Origin of the sequence: Streptomyces acidicola (assembly GCF_009377235.1) — a bacterium.
Classification (GTDB): domain Bacteria; phylum Actinomycetota; class Actinomycetes; order Streptomycetales; family Streptomycetaceae; genus Streptomyces; species Streptomyces acidicola.
This window is the reverse complement of sequence record NZ_VMNX01000011.1, coordinates 1-18,630: the sequence shown is the minus strand read 5'-3', so window position 1 is coordinate 18,630 and position 18,630 is coordinate 1. Positions and strand designations below refer to the sequence as shown.

General features: G+C 71.6%; 12 protein-coding genes. 6 read left to right on the top strand and 6 right to left on the bottom strand.

Annotation, left to right across the window (positions count from 1 at the left end):
- Window positions 1–4 precede the first annotated feature (4 nt).
- Together glpK and FPZ41_RS06170 are read right to left on the bottom strand one after the other, a co-directional pair.
- Window positions 5–1,519 (bottom strand): glycerol kinase GlpK, encoded by a 1,515-nt coding sequence (glpK, locus tag FPZ41_RS06175; protein ID WP_152859884.1) that lies wholly within the window; start codon window positions 1,517–1,519, stop codon window positions 5–7.
- 16 nt (window positions 1,520–1,535) lie between these two features.
- The gene (locus FPZ41_RS06170; protein WP_152859883.1) at window positions 1,536–2,366 is read right to left on the bottom strand and encodes an MIP/aquaporin family protein; all 831 of its coding nucleotides are present in this window, start codon (window positions 2,364–2,366) and stop codon (window positions 1,536–1,538) included.
- Here FPZ41_RS06170 and FPZ41_RS46905 point away from each other — a divergent pair.
- Together FPZ41_RS46905 and FPZ41_RS06165 are read left to right on the top strand one after the other, a co-directional pair.
- On the top strand, window positions 2,335–2,532 hold the full coding sequence (locus FPZ41_RS46905; RefSeq protein ID WP_194236009.1) for a hypothetical protein: 198 nt from the start codon (window positions 2,335–2,337) through the stop codon (window positions 2,530–2,532). The two genes, FPZ41_RS06170 and FPZ41_RS46905, sit on opposite strands and share 32 nt — an antisense overlap.
- A 32-nt stretch (window positions 2,533–2,564) precedes the next feature.
- The gene (locus FPZ41_RS06165; protein ID WP_152859882.1) at window positions 2,565–2,765 is read left to right on the top strand and encodes a hypothetical protein; all 201 of its coding nucleotides are present in this window, start codon (window positions 2,565–2,567) and stop codon (window positions 2,763–2,765) included.
- Window positions 2,766–2,945: 180 nt separating this feature from the next.
- Here FPZ41_RS06165 and FPZ41_RS06160 read toward each other — a convergent pair whose 3' ends face one another.
- Window positions 2,946–10,403 (bottom strand): type I polyketide synthase, encoded by a 7,458-nt coding sequence (locus FPZ41_RS06160; protein ID WP_152859881.1) that lies wholly within the window; start codon window positions 10,401–10,403, stop codon window positions 2,946–2,948.
- Between the two features lie 253 nt (window positions 10,404–10,656).
- Between FPZ41_RS06160 and FPZ41_RS06155 the strand changes: the two genes are divergently transcribed.
- From FPZ41_RS06155 to FPZ41_RS06140, 4 genes are read left to right on the top strand one after another with little or no spacing between them, the layout of a single operon-like run.
- Window positions 10,657–11,685 (top strand): 3-oxoacyl-ACP synthase III family protein, encoded by a 1,029-nt coding sequence (locus FPZ41_RS06155; RefSeq protein WP_322619878.1) that lies wholly within the window; start codon window positions 10,657–10,659, stop codon window positions 11,683–11,685.
- Between the two features lie 2 nt (window positions 11,686–11,687).
- On the top strand, window positions 11,688–12,713 hold the full coding sequence (locus FPZ41_RS06150; RefSeq protein ID WP_152859880.1) for an alpha/beta fold hydrolase: 1,026 nt from the start codon (window positions 11,688–11,690) through the stop codon (window positions 12,711–12,713).
- 4 nt (window positions 12,714–12,717) lie between these two features.
- Window positions 12,718–14,316, top strand: a complete 1,599-nt coding sequence (locus tag FPZ41_RS06145; protein WP_322619877.1) for an AMP-binding protein — start codon at window positions 12,718–12,720, stop codon at window positions 14,314–14,316.
- The gene (locus FPZ41_RS06140) at window positions 14,313–15,425 is read left to right on the top strand and encodes an NAD-dependent epimerase/dehydratase family protein (protein WP_152859879.1); all 1,113 of its coding nucleotides are present in this window, start codon (window positions 14,313–14,315) and stop codon (window positions 15,423–15,425) included. Before FPZ41_RS06145 ends, FPZ41_RS06140 begins: the two co-directional genes overlap by 4 nt.
- A gap of 54 nt (window positions 15,426–15,479) precedes the next feature.
- On the opposite strand, the gene FPZ41_RS06135 is transcribed toward FPZ41_RS06140, so the two are convergent.
- Genes FPZ41_RS06135 through FPZ41_RS06125 form a run of 3 tightly spaced genes read right to left on the bottom strand, consistent with a single transcriptional unit; the run spans window position 15,480 to window position 18,536 of the window.
- Window positions 15,480–16,307 carry a carbohydrate ABC transporter permease gene (locus FPZ41_RS06135; protein WP_152859878.1) on the bottom strand — a complete coding sequence of 276 codons (828 nt, stop codon included), beginning with the start codon at window positions 16,305–16,307 and terminating at the stop codon, window positions 15,480–15,482.
- Entirely contained in the window at window positions 16,304–17,176 is an 873-nt protein-coding gene (locus tag FPZ41_RS06130) for a carbohydrate ABC transporter permease (protein ID WP_322619876.1), read from the bottom strand. The genes FPZ41_RS06135 and FPZ41_RS06130 overlap by 4 nt, the downstream gene beginning before the upstream one ends.
- Before the next feature lie 16 nt (window positions 17,177–17,192).
- Entirely contained in the window at window positions 17,193–18,536 is a 1,344-nt protein-coding gene (locus tag FPZ41_RS06125; RefSeq protein ID WP_194236006.1) for an ABC transporter substrate-binding protein, read from the bottom strand.
- Window positions 18,537–18,630: the final 94 nt, after the last annotated feature.

Below are 18,630 nucleotides of genomic sequence, written 5' to 3'. Positions count from 1 at the left end.
CCGATTATTCGACGTCCACCCAGTCGAGGCTGCGCTCCACGGCCTTCTTCCAGCCCGCGTAGCCCTTCTCCCGCTCATCGTCGTTCCACTGGGGTTCCCACCGTTTCGACTCGTGCCAGTGCAAGCGGAGTTCGTCGGTGTCCCCCCAGAAACCGGTGGCGAGTCCCGCCGCGTACGCGGCGCCGAGCGCGGTGGTCTCGGCGACGACCGGGCGGCTGACCGGTACGCCGAGGATGTCGGCCTGGAGCTGCATGCACAGGTCGTTGGCGGTGACGCCGCCGTCGACGTGCAGCACGTCGAGGGCCACCCCGGAGTCCCGCTCCATCGCTTCGGCGACGTCGCGGCTCTGGTAGCAGATGGCCTCCAGGGTCGCGCGGGCGAGGTGTGCGTTGGTGTGGTACCGGGCAAGGCCGACGATCGCGCCCCGGGCATCGGAGCGCCAGTACGGCGCGAACAGACCCGAGAAGGCCGGTACGAAGTAGATGCCCCCAGTGTCCTCCACCTGCCGGGCCAGAGCCTCGATCTCTGAGGCGGAGGAGATGATCCGCAACTGGTCACGGAGCCACTGCACGGCGGACCCGGTGACCGCCATGGACCCCTCCAGTGCGTACACCGCGGGGGCGCCTGCGAACTGGTACGCCAGCGTGGTCAGCAGGCCGCTGCTGGAACGGACGATCTCCGTGCCCGTGTTGAGGATCAGGAAGTTGCCGGTGCCGTAGGTGTTCTTGGCCTCGCCCGGGCGGAAGCAGACCTGGCCGACCGTGGCCGCCTGCTGGTCCCCGAGGACCCCGGTGATGGGTACCGCGGTGCGCAGCGGACGGCTGGTGCGGGTGATCCCGAACGCCTCCGGGTGCGAGGACGGGTTGATGGCCGGGAGCATGGCGCGCGGAATGCCGAAGACGTCGAGCAGCTCGTCGTCCCAGTCGAGGGTTTCGAGATTCATCAGCATGGTGCGGCTGGCGTTGGTGACGTCCGTGGCGTGGATGCCGCCGTTCGGACCGCCGGTGAGGTTCCACAGGACCCAGGCGTCGGTGTTCCCGAAGACGGCCCGCCCCCTCTCGGCGGCCTCCCGGACACCGTCGACGTTCTCCAGGATCCACTTGATCTTGCCGCCGGAGAAGTACGTCGCCGGCGGGAGCCCCGTCCTGCGCCGGATGAGGTCGCCGTGTTCCCGCTCCAGCGCGGCCGCTATGGAGTCGGTGCGGGTGTCCTGCCAGACGATCGCGTTGTAGTACGGCTCACCGGTTCTGGGATCCCAGATGACCGTGGTCTCCCGCTGGTTGGTGATGCCGATGGCCGCCAGGTCGGCGGCGGACAGGCCGCCCAGGCGGACGGCGTTCTGCATCGTGGAGTTCGCGCGTTCCCAGATCTCCACGGGGTCGTGCTCGACCCAGCCGGAGCGCGGGAAGATCTGTTTGTGTTCGAGCTGGTGGTGTGCGACCTCCCGGCCGTCGTGATCGAAGATCATGAAACGGGTGCTGGTGGTGCCTTGGTCCACCGCACCGACGAACTCGGGCATGGCGGCCCCTTTCCTTTCACTCGTCCGGCGCGGGCACTTGGCCCGGTTCCTGCTCGGTGACCGGCAGGTAACGGCTGATCAGCAAGCGGTAGAGCAGCGCACCGACCAGGCCCCCGATGAGGGGCCCGACGATCGGCACCCAGAAGTAGAGGTCGCCGTACTGGTCACGCCAGGCGCCCCCATAGCCCGTCAGGAACGACGCCAGCCGGGGCCCGAGGTCACGGGCCGGGTTGATCGCGTAACCGGCGTCCGTCCCCCACCCCATGCCGATGACGACGACGATCAGGCCGATGATGAACGGGGCGAGATTCGCCTGCGGCGGCGTGTTCAGCAGATCGGTGACCGCGAAGATCAGCAGCACCAGCACGGCGGTGCCGATGATCTGGTCGCGCAGGGCGCCCAGTTGGCTGATGGGGAGGACGCCGTTGCCCGGCAGTGTGGAGAACACGATCTGCGTCTTGTCGGTGTGGTGGGGGTCGGCCTTCGCCAGCACCTCGGTGTAGTTCCAGCGCACCAGCAGTGCGGCTACGAAGGCGCCCGCTGTCTGGGCCAGGGAGTACGGCAGGACCTTGTACCAGGGGAAGCCCTTGAAGGCCGCGAGCGCGAGGGTGACCGCTGGGTTGAGGTGGGCGCCGCTGAGCCGGGCCGCCACATAGATGCCCATGACGACGCCGAGCCCCCAGCCCCAGGCGATGCTGTCGTGGCCACCCAGTGCACCGTGGGTCAGTGCGCCGCCGGCGATGACCTGCGCGACGGCACCGCACCCGAAGAGAATGAGGATCATGGTGCCGGCGAACTCGGCCGAGAGTTCGCCCATGAGACGTGCCCTCGACGTCGGTGCCGGCATGTTCCGCACCTCCCGTCCAGTCGGCCTGGCCCATCGCGATCACGTACCGGCAATCGTCACCGGCACGGCCGGAAGCGGCATCCACGGGCGGGCCGTTCGGGTGGGCCACAACCCCGCGCCGGAGCGCGGTGACGTCCGAGCGGTGTGGCGAACGGGTGACCTGTGACAGCCTGGCCGCGGTTGGGTCGTTGAACGGTCATGGACTTCTTCGGCGACAGCCCCGACACGGGCCCCGCTCAGTGGCTTGCCGGCCTTGATGAGGACACCTGCGCGTGGTGCGTGCAACTGCGGGACGCCGACGCCGTGGCCCGACAGGTGCCGACCGTCGCGAAACGTCTGCCCGTGCCCCGGACGATGCCACTGGGACTGTTCCGGCGTCTCGCGCAGGCCGACAGGTGAGGGCGGTGAGGACGGTGATGGTCGCTCTGACCGCCGTCACGATCGTCGCCGCGGCCCTGTCGGTCGTCCTGGCGGGATGAGCCACCCCGAGCGAGCCGACGGAAGCCGTTCTGGCGGCCCTGGGCGGGTGGATGCCCCGCCCAGGGCCTCGCGACTGTGATCGGCTTCGGTCTCGTCGGCTTACGCGGTGGCTGTTGCCGTGAGACCGGCTGTCGGTCGGCCGCCCTGCTCTGACGCCTCTGTCTCCTTCCGTGGCGCCGGTACGGCCTGCTCCAGACGTTGCCGGATGAGGCGGGCGAGCTGGGTGAGGTTGCCCGAGTTGCCGAGGAGTTCGGTCGGCGAGAGGCGGACGTCGAAGTACTCGCGGGCGCGCACCAGGAACTCGGCGCCCATGAGGGAGTCGATGCCGAACTCTGCCAGCGGGCGGTCCGGAGTGAGTTCGGCGACTTCGGTGCGCAGGACCGTGGCAAGGAACCCGGCGAGGATGCCGGTGATGGCATGTGCGGCCTCGTCAGGAGGCAAGGCGTTCAGCGCGCGCAGCACATCGCCCGGGGTGTCGTCCGAGGCGTCGGGCCGGGCGGGGACGAGATGCGTGAAGCGTGGCGCGGCCATCGCGGGGAGCAGATGGCGTGCCCGGCTCCAGCGGAAGCGCCCGATCGCGGCGACGGCGGCACCCTCGGCCAGGACGCCGGCAGCGACGGGAAGCAGCACGTCGGGGGCCACGGGGTCGATTCCGAGGGCCGACAGGGCATCGCCCAGATCGTTGCGCGCGACGTAGCCGGTTCCGTCGATGGCGCCCCAGGCGATGGCCGTGCCGGGGCGGTCCGCGTGCCGGCGGGCGCGGGCCAGGGCCTCGAGGTAGCTGTTTCCCGCGACGTAGGGGGCTTGGGACACGTTGCCCACGCACGCCGTGACGGAGGAGTGGAGCAGGAACAGGTCCAGATCGCGGTCGGCGGTGAGCCGGTGCAGGACGGCGGCGCCGGCTGCCTTCGGGGAGAGTACGGCCGCGAAACGGTCGTCCGTCAGGTCGCTGAGGGGGGCGTCGTCGAGGTGCATGGCGCCGTGGACCACCCCGCGCAGCGGGTGCCCGGTGGCGTCCACGGCAGCGAACACCCGGCGTACGGCGGCCTCGTCGGTGACGTCGGCGGCGTAGGGGGTGGCGGTGATGCCGCGCCGCGTGAGCCGGTCGACGAACGCGGCCGCTTCGGGAGCTTCGGCCCCGCGGCGGCCGACCAGAGCCAGGTGGCGGGCACCTTGGTCGGCCAGCCAGGCGGCGGTGGCCGCACCGAAGCCGCCCAGACCACCGGTGACCAGATACGTACCGTCGGGGTCCAGTGCCGCGGGTACCCGTGTGTGACGCACGGGGACGGGTTCGTCCAACGGATCGAAGGCGACGACGACTTTGCCGGTGTGATGGGAGTGCTGAAGCAGCCGGAACGCCTCCTCCACGCGGGCCGCGGGATGGACGACGTGCGGCAACGGCCGGTAGTCCCCGGCGTGTACGAGGCCGACGATCTCCCTCAGGAGTTCCTTCGCGGCGTCGGGGTCGGCCAGGGGCCTGGTGATGTCGACGCCGAAGTAGGCGATGTGGTCCAGGAAGGGACGCCGGGGCAGAGGCCGGTTCTCGAACATGTCCCGCTTGCCGAGCTCGATGAACCGTCCGCCGGGGCGCAGCAGTTCCAGACTGCGGTCGCCCGCCTCACCGCTGAGCGAGTTCACCACGACGTGGACGCCCCGGCCGCCGGTCAGTTCGCGAACGCGGGGCACGAAGTCCAGCGAGCGGGAGTCCAGGACGTGTTCGACGCCGAGAGCGGCCAGCAGATCACGCTTGGCGTCACTGCCCGCCGTGGCGATCACCTGCGCTCCGTGCCGGCGGGCGTACTGCAGGGCGGCCAGACCGACGCCGCCGGCACCGCCGTGCACCAGGAGGGTCTCTCCGGGAGCGAGCCGCGCCAACTGGGCGAGGCTGTAGTGGACGGTGGCGAAGACGACGGGCAGGGTGGCCGCCTCCGCGAAGCTCATGCCGTCCGGGACACGGCCGACCGCCCCCGCGTCGGCGACGGCGTGCGAGGCGAGCGCCGCGGCCGCCAGGCCGAAGACCCGGTCGCCGGGTGCCCACGTGGTGGTCCCCGGTCCGATGTCGGTGACGACGCCCGCGCACTCCATGCCCAGCCCGTGTTCCGTGGGGGTGCCCTCGACTGCCTCGGCGGGCAGCAGGCCGTTGGCCCGCATGGTGTCGCGGTAGTTCAGGGCCGCAGCCTTGACCTCGATGACGATCTGGCCCGGACCGGGGCGGGGAGCGGGGCGCTGCTGCCAGAGGAGCCGGTAGGACAGGCCGGGGTCGCGGACTGCCAAGGCGAAGGAGTGGGCCGGGGCAGTGACTGCTTGTGCCGTGGCTGCCGGTTCGTGCGCGGGGCGGCCGGTTTCGCGGGCGACGAAACGGCCGCCGCGGGTGAGTACGATCTCGTCCTCGTCGCAAGGGCTGAGCAGTTCCTGCGCGAGGCGCCGGGCGTCGGAGGGCGGGTCGTCACAGCGGTCGAGGCTGATCCGGCGCACCGTCAGGTCGGGCCATTCGTTCGCCAGGGTGCGCGCGGCGCCCCACACAGGAGCGTCGCCGGGGTGGGCCGGGCGTTCGGGGGCGGGCAGCAGGCCGCTGGGACGGGTGACCAGCCAGACGGAGGCGCGGGTGCCGCCCGGCAGACGTGCGCTGCTTGCGGCGAGAGCACGCAGTGCGGCTGCTCTGCGGGTGGTCTGCCCGACGATGCGGTCGGGGTGCTCCTCGGGTTCCCCGAGCACCAGCACGGTGGCCACTTCCTCCGCTCCGGGTTCGGCCGGTCCGCTGAGCCCCTCCAGATCGGTGACCGTGGCGCCGCCCAGCACTTCGGCCAGGGCCCGGGCCAGCGGCTCTTCGGACGGGGCCTCGGCACCGACCCTCCACACGGTTCCGGGGGCCGGTGCCGCGAGGGCCTGGGGCGGCGGGGCCGTACGGTCGTCCACGCCGGCCACCAGGACGGACAGGTCGGACAGGTCGGCCGTCCCGGCATCGGTGTCGGGCCCGGTGCGGACCACACCGGTGAAGCCGCACCGTTCCAGTAGCGGCGGCCACTGATCGCGCCGCAGCAGGAGACCGTCGGGGCGTAGTGCGTGGTCGCTGCGGCGCCAGAAGCTGTCGAGGCTCCCGAAGACCGCGGCGAGGCGGGCCGGATCGTGCGACTCGACGGCGAGCAGCCGGCCGCCGGGAGCCAGTAGCCGCCTGGCCCGGCGGAGGCCCTCGGTCAGATCGGCGGCGGTATGCAGGGCGCCTGCGGCCAGGACGACGTCGAACCCGGCCTCGGGCAGCTCCTTCCCGTCGGTCCCGGTGTCCAGGCTGAACGTGCGGTAGTCGACGAAGTCGTAGGCGCTGAACCGGTGTTCGGCGGGGCCGAGGACGGCGGCCGAGACGTCGGTGAAGGTGTAGCGGGTGCGGTCGGCCGGCAGCACCGGGAGGACGGCAGCGGTGAGACCACCCGTGCCCGCGCCGATCTCCAGTACACGCAGCGGTCGGTCGGCCGGCCAGTGCCGGATGATCTCCTCCAGTACACACCGGACCGTCAGGTTGCCGAAGCGGCTCCGGGGACTGAGGTCGTAGAAGTGCTGATGGCGTGTCGGGTCGGCCGACGGCAACTGGAGAGGACCGGTGGCGCCGGTCAGCAGGCCGGGCAGGTGGTGCAGTTGGCGGGTGAGCAGGCTCGCGTCGGCCGCGAAGGCCGGGTGATCGGTGAGCAGCGCGGCCGACAGCTCCGCGTCGCGTCGCGCTGTCCCGGTCAGCTCCCACCTTCCGTCGGGGAGGCCGCTGACCACGCCCTGCTGCTCAAGCAGGGGAAGCATGACCTTGAGCAGGCGGCGGTGCCGGTGCAGCAGGCCTGCCGCGACGAGATCCCCGGTGGTGAACGGCCGGGCGGGTTCACCCAGCAGGCCGGCCAGGGCCGTCGCCCAGCGGTGCGCGATCGCGCGGTCGGCAGCCGCGGCGAAGTGATCACAGCCGGATGCCTGCCACGCCTGTCGCAGCTGTGTGATCCGACCGTGAGCGGCTTCGACGAGGTCGGCGGGTACAGGAACGGCGGCGGCGTCGCCGTGGTCACCGGGGCCGGGGGCGGCTCGCAGGACGGTCTGCTGGACGCTCAGAGGTGTACGGTCGCCCGGCATCCGCCGCATGCGGAGGCGGTCGATCTCGACGACGACGGTGCCGTCCTCGTCGGTGATCACGATGTCCCAGCAGACCTCGGGATCGATCACGGCACCCTGGCGCACCCGGACGACCCCCGAGGGGCCCGGCGCCCGCCAGACGCGAACGCTTCCCAGACCGCAGGGCAGGTAGGAATCACCTGTGGCGGTCCGGTTCCGCAGCAGGGGAGCGCCTGCCTGGAACGCGGCGTCCAGCACTGCCGGCCACACCTCGTAGGCCGCGTCCGGGTCGTCGTACGTGTACGTGGCGAGCACTTCACCGTCGCCGACGTGCAGGTTCCGCAGGAGCTGGAAGGCCGGACCGTAGGCAAGTCCGGCTCGTCGGCACTCCTCGTAGTGGGCCGCGCTGTCGACCGGGTGGGGACAGCGACGGCGTGTCGCGTCCAGGTCGACCCGTGCCGGAGGACGGCCGAGCAGGGTACGCACCTGGGCGCGGGCCACCGGGTGGCACTCCTCGCCTCGCCGCTCGCTGGTACTGATGGCCAGAGCGCCGCTGTCCGGCTGCACGCTGGTCTGCACTCGCGTGTCGCCGGGGTCGGGCCAGGGCAGGGGCAGTGGCCGGGTGATCTCCAGATGGCGCACCTCGACGGGTGAGTGCAGGGCCCGCCGTCCGGCGGCCAGGGCCATCTCGACGTAACCGGCCGCGGGCATCACCACCGCCCCGTCGACGCGGTGGTCGCCGAGCCAGGACACCAGCTGGGGTTCGACCGTGGTCTCCCACGTCGGATGCGGGCCGGGCAACCGCTCGCCGAGCAGCGGGTGTTCCGTCCGGCCGGTGCCGCTGGTCCGCTCCCAGTCGCAGGCCTCGCCGTGCCAGTACCGTCGGCGCTGCCAGGGATACGAGGGCAGGTCGGCCACCCGGGCGGGGTGGGGGAAGCGGGCGGCCCAGTCGAGGTCGGCGCCCGCCGAGATCACCGCCGTCACGGCCGCGGCCATGTCCCGGGGACCGGTGGAGTCCCGTTGCAGGGTGGGCACATGAGCGGCGCCGGTACGGCGCAGGTACGGGCGCAGCACCGGGTGGGGGCCGATCTCCACCACCACGCCGGGTGTCCCGCCGAGGGCATGGGCCGCCGCTTCGGCGAAGCGGACCGGCTCGCGCACGTTGCGCCACCAGTAGTCGGCCGTCAGCTGCTCGCCGGAGAGCGGGGCGCCGGTGACGGTCGAGACGAAGGGGATACGGGCAGCCGAGGGCGTGAGTCCGGCCAGGGCCGTACGCAGGGGCCCGGCGAGGGGATCCATCGCACGGCTGTGGAAGGCGTGGTCGAGGTCCAGCTCGCGGAAGAAGACGTCCCTGGCGCTCAGTTCGGCTCCGAGAGCGGCCAGCGCCCGTGGGTCCCCGGCGACGGTGATGTCCCGGTCGCTGTTGACGGCCGCCAGCTCCAGGGCGCCGTCGTAGCGAGCCAGTACGTCACGGGCCGCCTGCTCGGACAGTCCGACGGCCGCCATCCGGCCGGTTCCCGCGGTGGCGGCCTGGGCTGAGCTGCGCTCGGCGATCACGTGCGCGGCCTGCGCGAGAGTGAGAGCTCCGGCGACGTACGCGGCCGCGACCTCGCCGACACTGTGCCCGAGGACCGCCGCCGGGCGCACCCCGTTCGCGCGGAGCAGGGCGGCGAGTCCCACCTGGACGGCGAAGAGGGCGGGCTGGGCGACCTCGGTACGGCTGAAGCGCGCCGGATCGGGGTGGGCGAGTTCCCCGGCCACCGACCAGCCCAGGTGCGGGGCGAGCGCGGCGTCCGCCTCCTCGACGGCGGAACGGAATGCGGGTTCGGCGGCCGGCAGATCGGCGGCCATGCCGGGCCACTGGGAGCCGTTGCCGGTGAACGCGTACACCACGGCGCCGTGTTCCGCTGCCGAGCCGCTCGCTCCGGCGGCCGGTGTACCGGCGAACAGCGCGTCCAGTTCGTCGGCCGCCCGGTCCGGGCTGTCGGCCAGGACGGCGGCGCGGTGCGGGTGGGCGCTGCGGCGCCGGGTGGAGGTGTGCGCCAGGTCGTAGAACTCGTCGGGGGCGGCGTCCCTGAGACGTGCGGACATTCGCGTGGCCAGTTCGCTGAGCGCGTTCGCCGAACGCGCGGAGATCAGCACGGGCAGCCTGCCGGTGGGTGCGGGCCCGGCGAGTGGCGGGGTGGGGGGCGCGGTCAGTACGACATGGGCGTTCGCGCCGCCGAAGCCGAAGGAGTTGATGCCGACGGCGGCTCCGGGCCGCAGGGGTAGTTTGACGGGCTCGACCGTCGGGGCCAGCCCCAGCCCGCCGAAGTCGATCTGCGGATTCAGGGGGAGGGCGTGCAGGGTCGCCGGGGCCGTGCCGTGCCGAAGCACGAGCAGTGCCTTGAACAGTCCCGCCATCCCGGAGGCCGGCTCCAGATGCCCGAGGTTCGACTTCACCGAGCCGATCGGCAGCGGGCCGGTGGTGCGGCGCTGCCCCAGCGCCCGGCCGACGGACCGGGCCTCGGCCGGGTCCCCGGCAGGGGTCCCGGTGCCGTGCGCCTCGAAGTACACCAGGTCGTCGGGGACCACTCCGGCGCGCTCGTACACGTCGCGCAGCAGCGCTTCCTGCGCCTCGGAGTTGGGCAGCGCCAGGCCCATGGTGCGGCCGTCGCTGTTGGTGCCGCTGCCGGCGATCACCGCGTGGATGCGGTCACCGTCGGCCACCGCGTCGGCCAGCCGTTTGAGGACCACGACGCCCCCGCCCTCGGCCCGCACGAAACCGTCCGCGTCGGCGGAGAAGGCCGCGCACCGGCCGCGCCGCGACAGCATCGACGCGGCCGAGAACCCGTAGAAGCCCTCCGGCCCGGTGAGCACGTGCACACCGCCGGCGAACGCGAGGCGGCTGGTGCCGTCCAGCAGAGACCGGCAGGCACGGTCCAGCGCCACCAGCGCGGACGAGCATGCGGTGTCGACCACCATGCTCGGGCCGCGCAGATCCAGACAGTACGACAGACGGTTGGCGATGACCGACAGGGTTCCGCCGCTCACCACGTACGGGCTCAGCTCGGCCGTCGCCTGGGCCTGGAGCCGCAGATAGGAAGCTTCGGAGACGCCGACGAACACCGAGGCCGACGAACCGGCCAGCGCCTGTGCGGGAACACCGGCGTCGTCCAACGCTTCGACGGCCATCTCCAGCAGCAGCCGCTGCTGCGGGTCCATGCGGATGGCTTCCGCCGGTGCGATGCCGAAGTACCCCGCGTCGAAGCCCGCGACGTCCGGGAGGAACCCTCCGGCCGCCGTGTAACTCCGGTTGGCGCGCGCGGGCCCCGGGTCCACGACGCGCGCCCGCTGCATACGGTCCTCCGGCATCTCGCCGATCATGTCCTCGCCGCGCGACAACACGTCCCACAGCCCGGCCAGATCCGTCAGCCCGCCCGGCAGTCGGCAACCCACACCGACAACGGCGACGGCCTCGTCACCCTGCCCCATGGACACTCCCCCTCTTGCTCGTTCACGTACGCAGTGGTCGACCGGCTGCGAACCCCAGGTGAAGTCCCCTCAAAGGCCCGGTCAACGGCCCCGTGAAAGGCCCGTCAGGGGCCTCGTCAAAAGCCCGGTCCCCCAAAGCGTGCCCAAGCAGGAGGCAAGCAGCTATTCGCCTCTTTGATCACCTCTTCCGTCGTTGAGGTGAAAAGCCGTGCAAGAGGGGCGAGTTGGCACCGTCGGCCCTACCGTGATCCGCGTGCTTTCCGCCGTACGTGCCCAGTTGGTGACCACCGCCGTCCATCTACCCCCCGCGTACCGCACCATGGAGGACGCCCGGGCGCGCATCGCCGCCCTGGGCAGTCCTTATGTGCCACCGTCCGGCCTGCTGGAGGACCTCACCGGGGTGCGCGGGGTCCACGAGAGAGGTGACCGGGAACAGGCCTCCGACCTCGCCGTCGCGGCAGCCGCGAAAGCCCTGGCCGCCGCCGGGCTGGGCATCGACGACATCGATCTCGTGCTGTTCACCTCCTGCACCCAGGACCTCATCGAACCGGCCACCGCGCACATCGTGGCCGCCAAACTGGGCGCCGGCTGCCCGGTGTTCGATGTGAAGAACGCCTGCAACAGCGTGCTCAACGGCTTGGAGGTCGCCGCCGCGTTCATCGAATCCGGCCGCTACCGGACCGTACTGATCACCTCCGGTGAAGCGCCCACCATGACCACCCGCTGGACCGTGCCCGATCACGACGCCTTCCTGCGGGCCCTGCCCGGATACACGCTCTCCGACGCGGGCGCCGCCGTACTGCTGACGGCGGTCCCCGCCACCGACGACGGACCGGGGGTGCTCACCACGGCCTTCACCGCCGATTCCACCGCCTGGGACCGCTGTGTCGTGGAGGCGGGCGGCACCATGCACTACCGCCCCACCAGCCCGGAACCCACCTATGTGCGCCTCAACGACGACCGGTTGCGCGACGCCGCCATCGGCATCCTGCCCCTGGTGCTCGAACGCGCCGCCGCGGAGCTGGAGTTGGTGCGCCGGAGCGCGTTCGTCGCCTTCCACCAGATCTCCATGCCGCAGTTCCACGAGACGATCGAGCAACTCGGTCTGCCGCCCGACCGCTGTCTGCCCACCGTGGCCGAGCACGGCAACGCGGCGTCCGCGTCGCTGCCGCTGCAACTGGTCTCCGCGCTGGAGAGCGACCGCGTCGAGCCGGGTGACACCGTCGCGCTGATCGGCATGGCCAGCGGGTTCAGCGTGGGGCTGGCGGTGATCCGGCTGTGAGCATGGGGGACAGGGGAACGCGCCGCCACGGCGCCGCCCCGCCGACGCGGTCGGCGCGAGCCCTTCCCGGTTACCCCGGCCCCAGCCACTGGCGACAGGTTCCCGTCACGGAGCAGCACTACGTCGATGCCGGCTCCGGCGACCCGGTGCTGTTCCTGCACGGCAACCCGTCCTGGAGCTACATCTGGCGGAGTTTGCTGGGCACCCTGTCACCAAACTTCCGCTGCATCGCCCCCGACCTTGCGGGACTCGGCCTGTCCCCCCGCTCCGGGGTACCGCAGGGGACCGGCTCCCCCGGAGCGCTGGGGCCCGTGGACCGCCTTGAACTGCACATCGCGTGTCTGGACCACCTGTTCCACCACCTCACCGGCAGCCAGGGGGTGCCCGCCCACCGATGGACCCTGGTGGTGCACGACTGGGGCGGCCCGATCGGCATCGCGTGGGCGCTGCGCCACCCCGGCGTGGTGGCACGGCTGGTCGTCCTCAACAGCGTGGCCTTCCCGTGGCCCGTCGGCTACCGGCTACCGGTGTATCTGAGGTGGATCAGGGACAGTGCCCCTGTCGCCGCCCTCGCGCGGGCCACCAACGTCTTTCCCCGCGCCGCCGTACGGCTCGGAGTCGTACGACGGCTCGGCTCGGCCGAGCGGCTGGCGTACCTGCTGCCCTTCGCCGACGCACAGAACCGCCGCACCGTCGTGGAGTTCATCCGGTGCATTCCCCGGGGCGGCGACGACCCGGCATGGCGACTGCTCGAACCTGCCGGGGCCGGAGCCGCTGAGGCCGGACCTGCCGAGGCCGGACCTGCTGACGTCGGCGGCGGCCTCGTCGGCGGCGGCCTTGCCGGTCTGCCGACGTTCATCGGCTGGGGTATGCGGGACCCCGTGTTCACGCCCCCCGTGCTGGACGAATGGACCCGCCGGTTTCCGCAGGCCCGCGTACACCGCTACCGGAACGCCGGCCACTTCGTGATGGAGGACGCCGCCGGGGAACTCGACCGGCACGTCCGCGACTTCCTGCTTCGGGCGTGACGCCGTGGACAGTCCTGGCCTCTACGCGCGCATGGCGCGCCTGGTCGAGCAACGGCCACGAGCAACGGCGCTGGTGCGGGGCCGTAGCGACGGATCCGGCCACGTCATCAGCTTCGCTCAGCTCCACGAAGGCTGCCGCCGCACGGCCGAGGCGTTCCATGACGCCGGGCTCCGCCGCGGGCACAAGGCCGTGACGATGACGCGGGACCCGTACGAGCTGCTCACCCTCGTCTACGGGCTGTTCGCCGTCGGCGCCGTGCCGGTCCTGGTGGATCCGGGGCTGCCCCGGCCCCAGCTGCGCGCGTGCCTCGACGAGGTGGCGCCGGAGGCGTTCGTCGGTGAGCCCCTGGCGCATCTGGCACGCCGCGTGCTGGGCTGGGCCCGCGGGCACGTACGCCTTCCCCTGGTCACCGGCCGGGCTGTTCCCGGGCTCGGACGCGGGCTGCCCGTGACGGTGCCGGACACGGACGGACCGGCCTGGGAGCTGGAGGAACCGCCCCCGGGGGACCTGGCGATGATCGCCTTCACTTCCGGCTCCACCGGGGTGCCCAAGGGGGCGGAGTACCGCTACAGCACCCTGACCGGTCAGCTCGACGCCCTCGGCCCGGTCCTCGCACCACGACCGGGCGACGTTCTGCTCGCCGGCTTCCTGCCCTTCGTCCTCCTCGGCCCGGCGCTGGGCCTGACGACACTCGCGCCCGCCGTCAGCCACCGCTCCCCGGCGCGCACACCGCCCGAACGCCTGCTGAGACCTCTGCTGGAGCACCAGGCCTCGGTGGTCGCGGCGTCGCCGGCCGTACTGGGGCTGCTCGCCGAGCACTGTGTCCGCCGTCGGCTGACCCTGCCCTCGGTCGACCGCGTCGTCTCCTTCGGAGCGCCGCTGCGCGCCGGGCTCGCCGATGCCCTGCACGCGGTACTGCGGCCGGACGCCGAGGTGCTCAGCGTGTACGGAGCCACGGAGTGCCTGCCGGTCAGCGCGATCAGCGCTCCCGAACTGCGGTGCGCGGCAGGCGCCGTCGGCCGGACGGTACGAGCCGGGACCTGCCTCGGCCGTCCCCTGCCCGCGGTTCAGGCGCGCATCCTGGACGAGGATCGCTCCGGCGTGGGCGAGATCGCCGTCGCCGGACCCAACGTCAGCCCCGCGTACCACGCCCGCCCCGAGGCGACGGCCGCAACCAAGGTCCAGGCCTCCGGGGGCCTGCTCCACCGCACTGGCGATCTGGGGCGGCTCGACGAGGACGGTCGGCTGTGGTTCCACGGCCGTAAGTCCCAGCAGGTGACCGGCGCCGGATTCGCCCTGCCGACCGAGGGCGTCGAGACGACGGCCGACAGCACGCCGGGCGTCCGGCGCACGGCACTGGTGGGCGTCGGAGCCCTCGGACACCAAGAGGCGGTGCTGTGCGTAGAACTGAACCGCGACGGCGGCGACCCACAAGACGTCCTGCGCGAACTGCACCTGACGCTGCGACGGCATCCGGACGGACACCACGTCGGAGCCGTACTCGTCCACCCGGGCTTCCCGACCGACATCCGGCACAACTCCAAGATCGACCGGGAGCGACTCGCCGCGTGGGCCGCCGGACGACTGAAGCGGGTGCGATGACCGGACCAGTTGGACCACAAGGAGCCGGCCCACAAGGATGTGGGCCACAAGGAGCCCGACCGCAAAGGGTTCTCGTCACAGGTGGCAGCGGGTTCCTCGGTGCGGAGATCTGCCGTCAACTCGTCGGGCGCGGCACCGAGACCGCCTCCCTCAGCCGCCGCCCCAGCACCGCCCTGGACCGGCTCGGCGTCCGCCAGCACCTGGGCGACCTCGCCGACGCGGACGCGGTCGGGAAGGCGGTCACCGGATGTGACGCCGTCATCCACAACGCGGCCCTGGCCGGAGTCAGCGGCCCTCTGCGACCGTACTGGACGACCAACGTGGACGGCACACGCAACATCCTCGACCAGTGCCGCGCCCACGGTGTCCGCACCCTCGTGTACACCTCGACCGCCAGCGTCGTCTTCCGCACCGGCGGCCTGGAGAACGCCGACGAACGCGCCCCCTACCCCGAGCGACACCTGGCCGCCTATCCGCTGAGCAAGGCGCGCGCCGAAGCGCTCGTCCTGCGGGCGGACAGCTCCGACCTGGCCACCGTCTCCCTTCGCCCCCACCTCATCTGGGGGCCCGACGACCCGCACTTCCTGCCCGCCCTGACCCGTGCGGCCCGCGGCCGCCACCTGATCATGCCGGGGAGGGGAACCAACCTCGTCGACACCACCCACCTGCGCACGGCCGCCCACGCCCACCTGCTCGCCCTCGACCGCCTCCACCGGGGAGGGCCCGTCAACGGGCGCGCCTACTTCATCGCCCAGGGCGAGCCCTGCCCGCTCGCCGGCATGGCCACCCTCTACCTGGCGGCGACCGGAATCCGCGCCGCATGGCACTCCGTCCCGCCGGCCCTCGCGCACGGCGCCGCCACCGTCCAGGAGGCGGTCGCCCGTTTCACCGGCTCCGCCCGTACACACACGCTCAGCCGCTTCCTGGTGAACGAACTCACGCACCCGCACTGGTTCGACATCACCGCCGCCAGACGGGACCTCGGATTCACACCGCCCGTCGGCCTCGTCGACGGCCTCCGCGAACTGGCCCACACCTCAGGACGCCCAGAGATCCTGAACCGGGCCCTCGCCGAGTTCGCCGGCCCCTGGAACCCCACCGACAAGTGAGCACCGCCCACCTCCATCCAGGAGCACCTCCGTGCGTGCAGGCCGTGTGCGGGGTCAGCCCTTCATCGCTCCCTGGAGCAGTCCCGCGATGAAGCTGCGCTGGAAGATCACGAAGAGGATCAGGATGGGGAGCATCACGATGATCGTCCCCGCGGCCAGCGTGGGGATGTCCGTGCTGTTCTGACCGACGAAGAAGCCGAGCCCGGCGGGTGCCGTGTGCTTGGTGGTGTCCTGGATGAGGACCAGCACCAGCAGGAACTGGTTCCACGACCACATGAACACCAGCAGACCGAGCGTCATCAGGGACGGGCGGGCCAGCGGGAGCAGGATCCTCAGCAGGATCGTGGCCGACGAGGCGCCGTCGATACGCGCCGCCTCCACCAGCGACGCGGGGGTGGACCGGAAGTGGGTGCGCATCCAGAACACGCTGAACGGCATGAACAGCGCGATCTCCACCAGGATCACGCCCAGGTACGAGTTGGTCAGACCGAAGCCCCGCAGGTCGAAGTAGAGAGGAACCACGATCAGTTCGACCGGGATGGTCAGGCCGGCGATGAAGAACGTCGCGACCGCGTTGCCGCCCGGGAGCCTCATGGTCCCCAGCGCGTAGCCGGCCAGTGCGGCGAGGACCAGGGAGGCGGGGACGACACCGGCCGCGATGGTGAGGCTGTGGCGGATGAGGGCGGAGAAGCCGGCCACCGACCACGCCTGTTCGTAGTTCTCCCAGCTCCACCGCTCCGGCCAGGTCAGACCCACCACCGGCGTCCCCGCGGGCTGCAGTGAGGCGAGGAACACGCTGAGGAACGGGATCACGACGGCGATCGCCATGACCGTCAGGAGCGCGTAACCCGACCAGCGTTCCGATCGCGTCGCTGTGTTCATGACTGTGACCTCGACAGACGGTTCACGAGGTAGACGATCGCGAGTATCACACAGCCGAGGACGACCGCCAGGGCCGCGGCGAGCCCGACCTCGCCCTCGGAGAACGCCAGCCGGTACACGAGCAGGCCGGGGACCGTGGTCTGCTCGCCGGGGCCGCCGTTGGTCGTCACGTACACGATGTCGAAGCTGGCGAGCGCGGCCACCGTGGTCACGGTCAGGGCGACGGCGAGTTCGCCGCGCAGGTGGGGCAGGGTGACGGAGACGAACTCCCGGACGGGACCCGCCCCGTCGATCCGGGCCGCCTCGTACAGGCTGGGATCGACCTTCTGCACACCGCTCAGGAAGAGCATCATGCACAGCCCGCTGAGCACCCACGTACCCACGAGGCCCACGGCGATCAGCGCGGCGCCGAAGTCGCCCAGCCACGCCCGCGTCACGCCGTCCAGGCCGACCACGCGGAACGCCTGGTTCACCAGCCCGTCGTCCCCGTACAGCCAGCGCCAGGTCACGCCCACCGCGACGAGCGGAACGACCTGCGGCAGCATGAACAGGAACCGGTACGTCCCCATGCCCGGCCGCCGGTAACGGCCCAGCAGGCCGGTCATCGTCAGCCCGAGCACGATAGGCACGAAGGAGAAGAACACCACCAGCACCAGAGCGTTGAACACGGACCGCCGCAGGACGGAGTCCCGGAGAATCTCCCGGTAGTTGCCGAGGCCTACCCAGTCGCCCAGCGTGACGCCATCCCAGTCGAAGAGCGACAGGTACGCCGTGTGCAGGGCGGGCAGCACCGCGAACGTGAGGTAGACGGCGAAGGCGGGCAGCACGTACACGTAGCCGCGATACGGACTGCGCCTGCGGGAGCTCACGGGCTGGACCGGTGGCCTACCGCGCATGGTGTTCCTCCCACTGGTCCTGAAGCGAGTCGAGGTAGTCCGCCGGCTTCACGCGGTCCGCGATGAGCTTCTGGATACCGGAGCGCAGCCGGTCGAGCATGGCGGGGGCGGCGAAGTCGGGGAACGTCGTGATCCCGTCGTCGGCGACGGCCCGCCGGTGGCCCTCCGCGATGTCGGCGAGAACGCCGTCCGGCTTGGCCACGGCCTCGGGGTTGGGCGGCAGGAAGCCGTTGTCGCTGATGATCTGCCCGGCCTCTGGCGAGGTCAGGAAGTCGAGGAACGCGCCTGCCGCCTCAGGGTGTTCGCTCCGGGACGAGACGGCGTAGGAGACGCTGAATCCTGAGGCCACCGTGGGGTCGGAGGCCTGTACGCCCGGCATCGGGAAGAAGCCGACGTTGTCTCCCATGGTGGTTGCCAACTGTCCGGCCGCCCAGTTGCCGTTGATGAGGAAGACGCTGTCGCCCTTGGTGAACCGGGCGGTGGAGTCGATCTGTGCGGTGCCGTTGGCCGACTTGTTGTAGTAGCTCTTGCGGCCCCACTCGACGACGAGTTCGCTGGCGGTGATCCCGGCTGGTGTCTCGATGGTGGCGCCCTTGGTGCCGTTGACCCAGTCCCAGTAGTCGTCCGTGGGCATGGTCTGGTTGAGGAGCGCGGCCCAAAGGTGAATGCCGCCGGAGTCGAGCGCGCCGACGCCGAGCGGTGTCAGGCCCGCCTCCTTGGCCGCGGCGAGCTGGTCCTCGAACTCCGCCAGAGTCCTGGGCGGAGAGCCGATCCCGGCCCGCTCGGCCAGTTTCTTGTTGTAGTAGATGCCCGTTATCGACAGGCCCGCCGGGACCCCGAACAGGGCACGCCCGCCAGTGGCCTCACTCCTCCGCCCAGCGGTGAGCTGGTCGAGACTGACCGGGGGAATGGCGTCGTCCCAGCCGTACGCCTCCCGATAGGGCGCAAGATCGAGAATCTGGCCGTCCGCTGCGAGGTCGTTCATCCCGACCGCGTACTGCGCGATGTCGGGCGCGGTGTCCGAGGTCATGGTGAGCTTCAGGTTCTGCACGTAGTCCGGGAACGTCTTGTAGTGCGGCTCGACCCTGATGGAGGGGTGGTCCTTCTCGAACGCGGCGATCAGCGCGTCGACCATCACTGGAGCGTCGGCGAACTGCAGACGCAAGGTGATGTCCTCGTCCGGCACGGCGGTCGAGGACGGCACGCTGCGGGGCCCCGGCACCACGGCCGCGCTGCCGGGGGTCAGGGCGTCGCAGGCGGTGAGCGGCAGCACGAGCGCGACGGCGCAGGCCATCGCCGCGACGCGGCGGAACGCCCGGTGCGTCCTGTCCATCATCGGCCTCCTTGCGTGGTCTCGGCGTGCGCATCGGGGCGTCAGCCCCGCGGGGAGGTGTCGAGCCGGTGTGGGGGAGGAGCTTGTACGGGAG

Bases quoted from the DNA above. Each gene is read 5' to 3' on its own strand.
- glpK (WP_152859884.1), bottom strand. From the start codon at position 1,519: ATGCCCGAGTTCGTCGGTGCGGTGGACCAAGGCACCACCAGCACCCGT.
- FPZ41_RS46905 (WP_194236009.1), top strand. From the start codon at position 2,335: ATGAGACGTGCCCTCGACGTCGGTGCCGGCATGTTCCGCACCTCCCGT.
- FPZ41_RS06170 (WP_152859883.1), bottom strand. From the start codon at position 2,366: ATGCCGGCACCGACGTCGAGGGCACGTCTCATGGGCGAACTCTCGGCC.
- FPZ41_RS06165 (WP_152859882.1), top strand. From the start codon at position 2,565: ATGGACTTCTTCGGCGACAGCCCCGACACGGGCCCCGCTCAGTGGCTT.
- FPZ41_RS06160 (WP_152859881.1), bottom strand. From the start codon at position 10,403: ATGGGGCAGGGTGACGAGGCCGTCGCCGTTGTCGGTGTGGGTTGCCGA.
- FPZ41_RS06150 (WP_152859880.1), top strand. From the start codon at position 11,688: ATGGGGGACAGGGGAACGCGCCGCCACGGCGCCGCCCCGCCGACGCGG.
- FPZ41_RS06140 (WP_152859879.1), top strand. From the start codon at position 14,313: ATGACCGGACCAGTTGGACCACAAGGAGCCGGCCCACAAGGATGTGGG.
- FPZ41_RS06135 (WP_152859878.1), bottom strand. From the start codon at position 16,307: ATGAACACAGCGACGCGATCGGAACGCTGGTCGGGTTACGCGCTCCTG.
- FPZ41_RS06125 (WP_194236006.1), bottom strand. From the start codon at position 18,536: ATGGACAGGACGCACCGGGCGTTCCGCCGCGTCGCGGCGATGGCCTGC.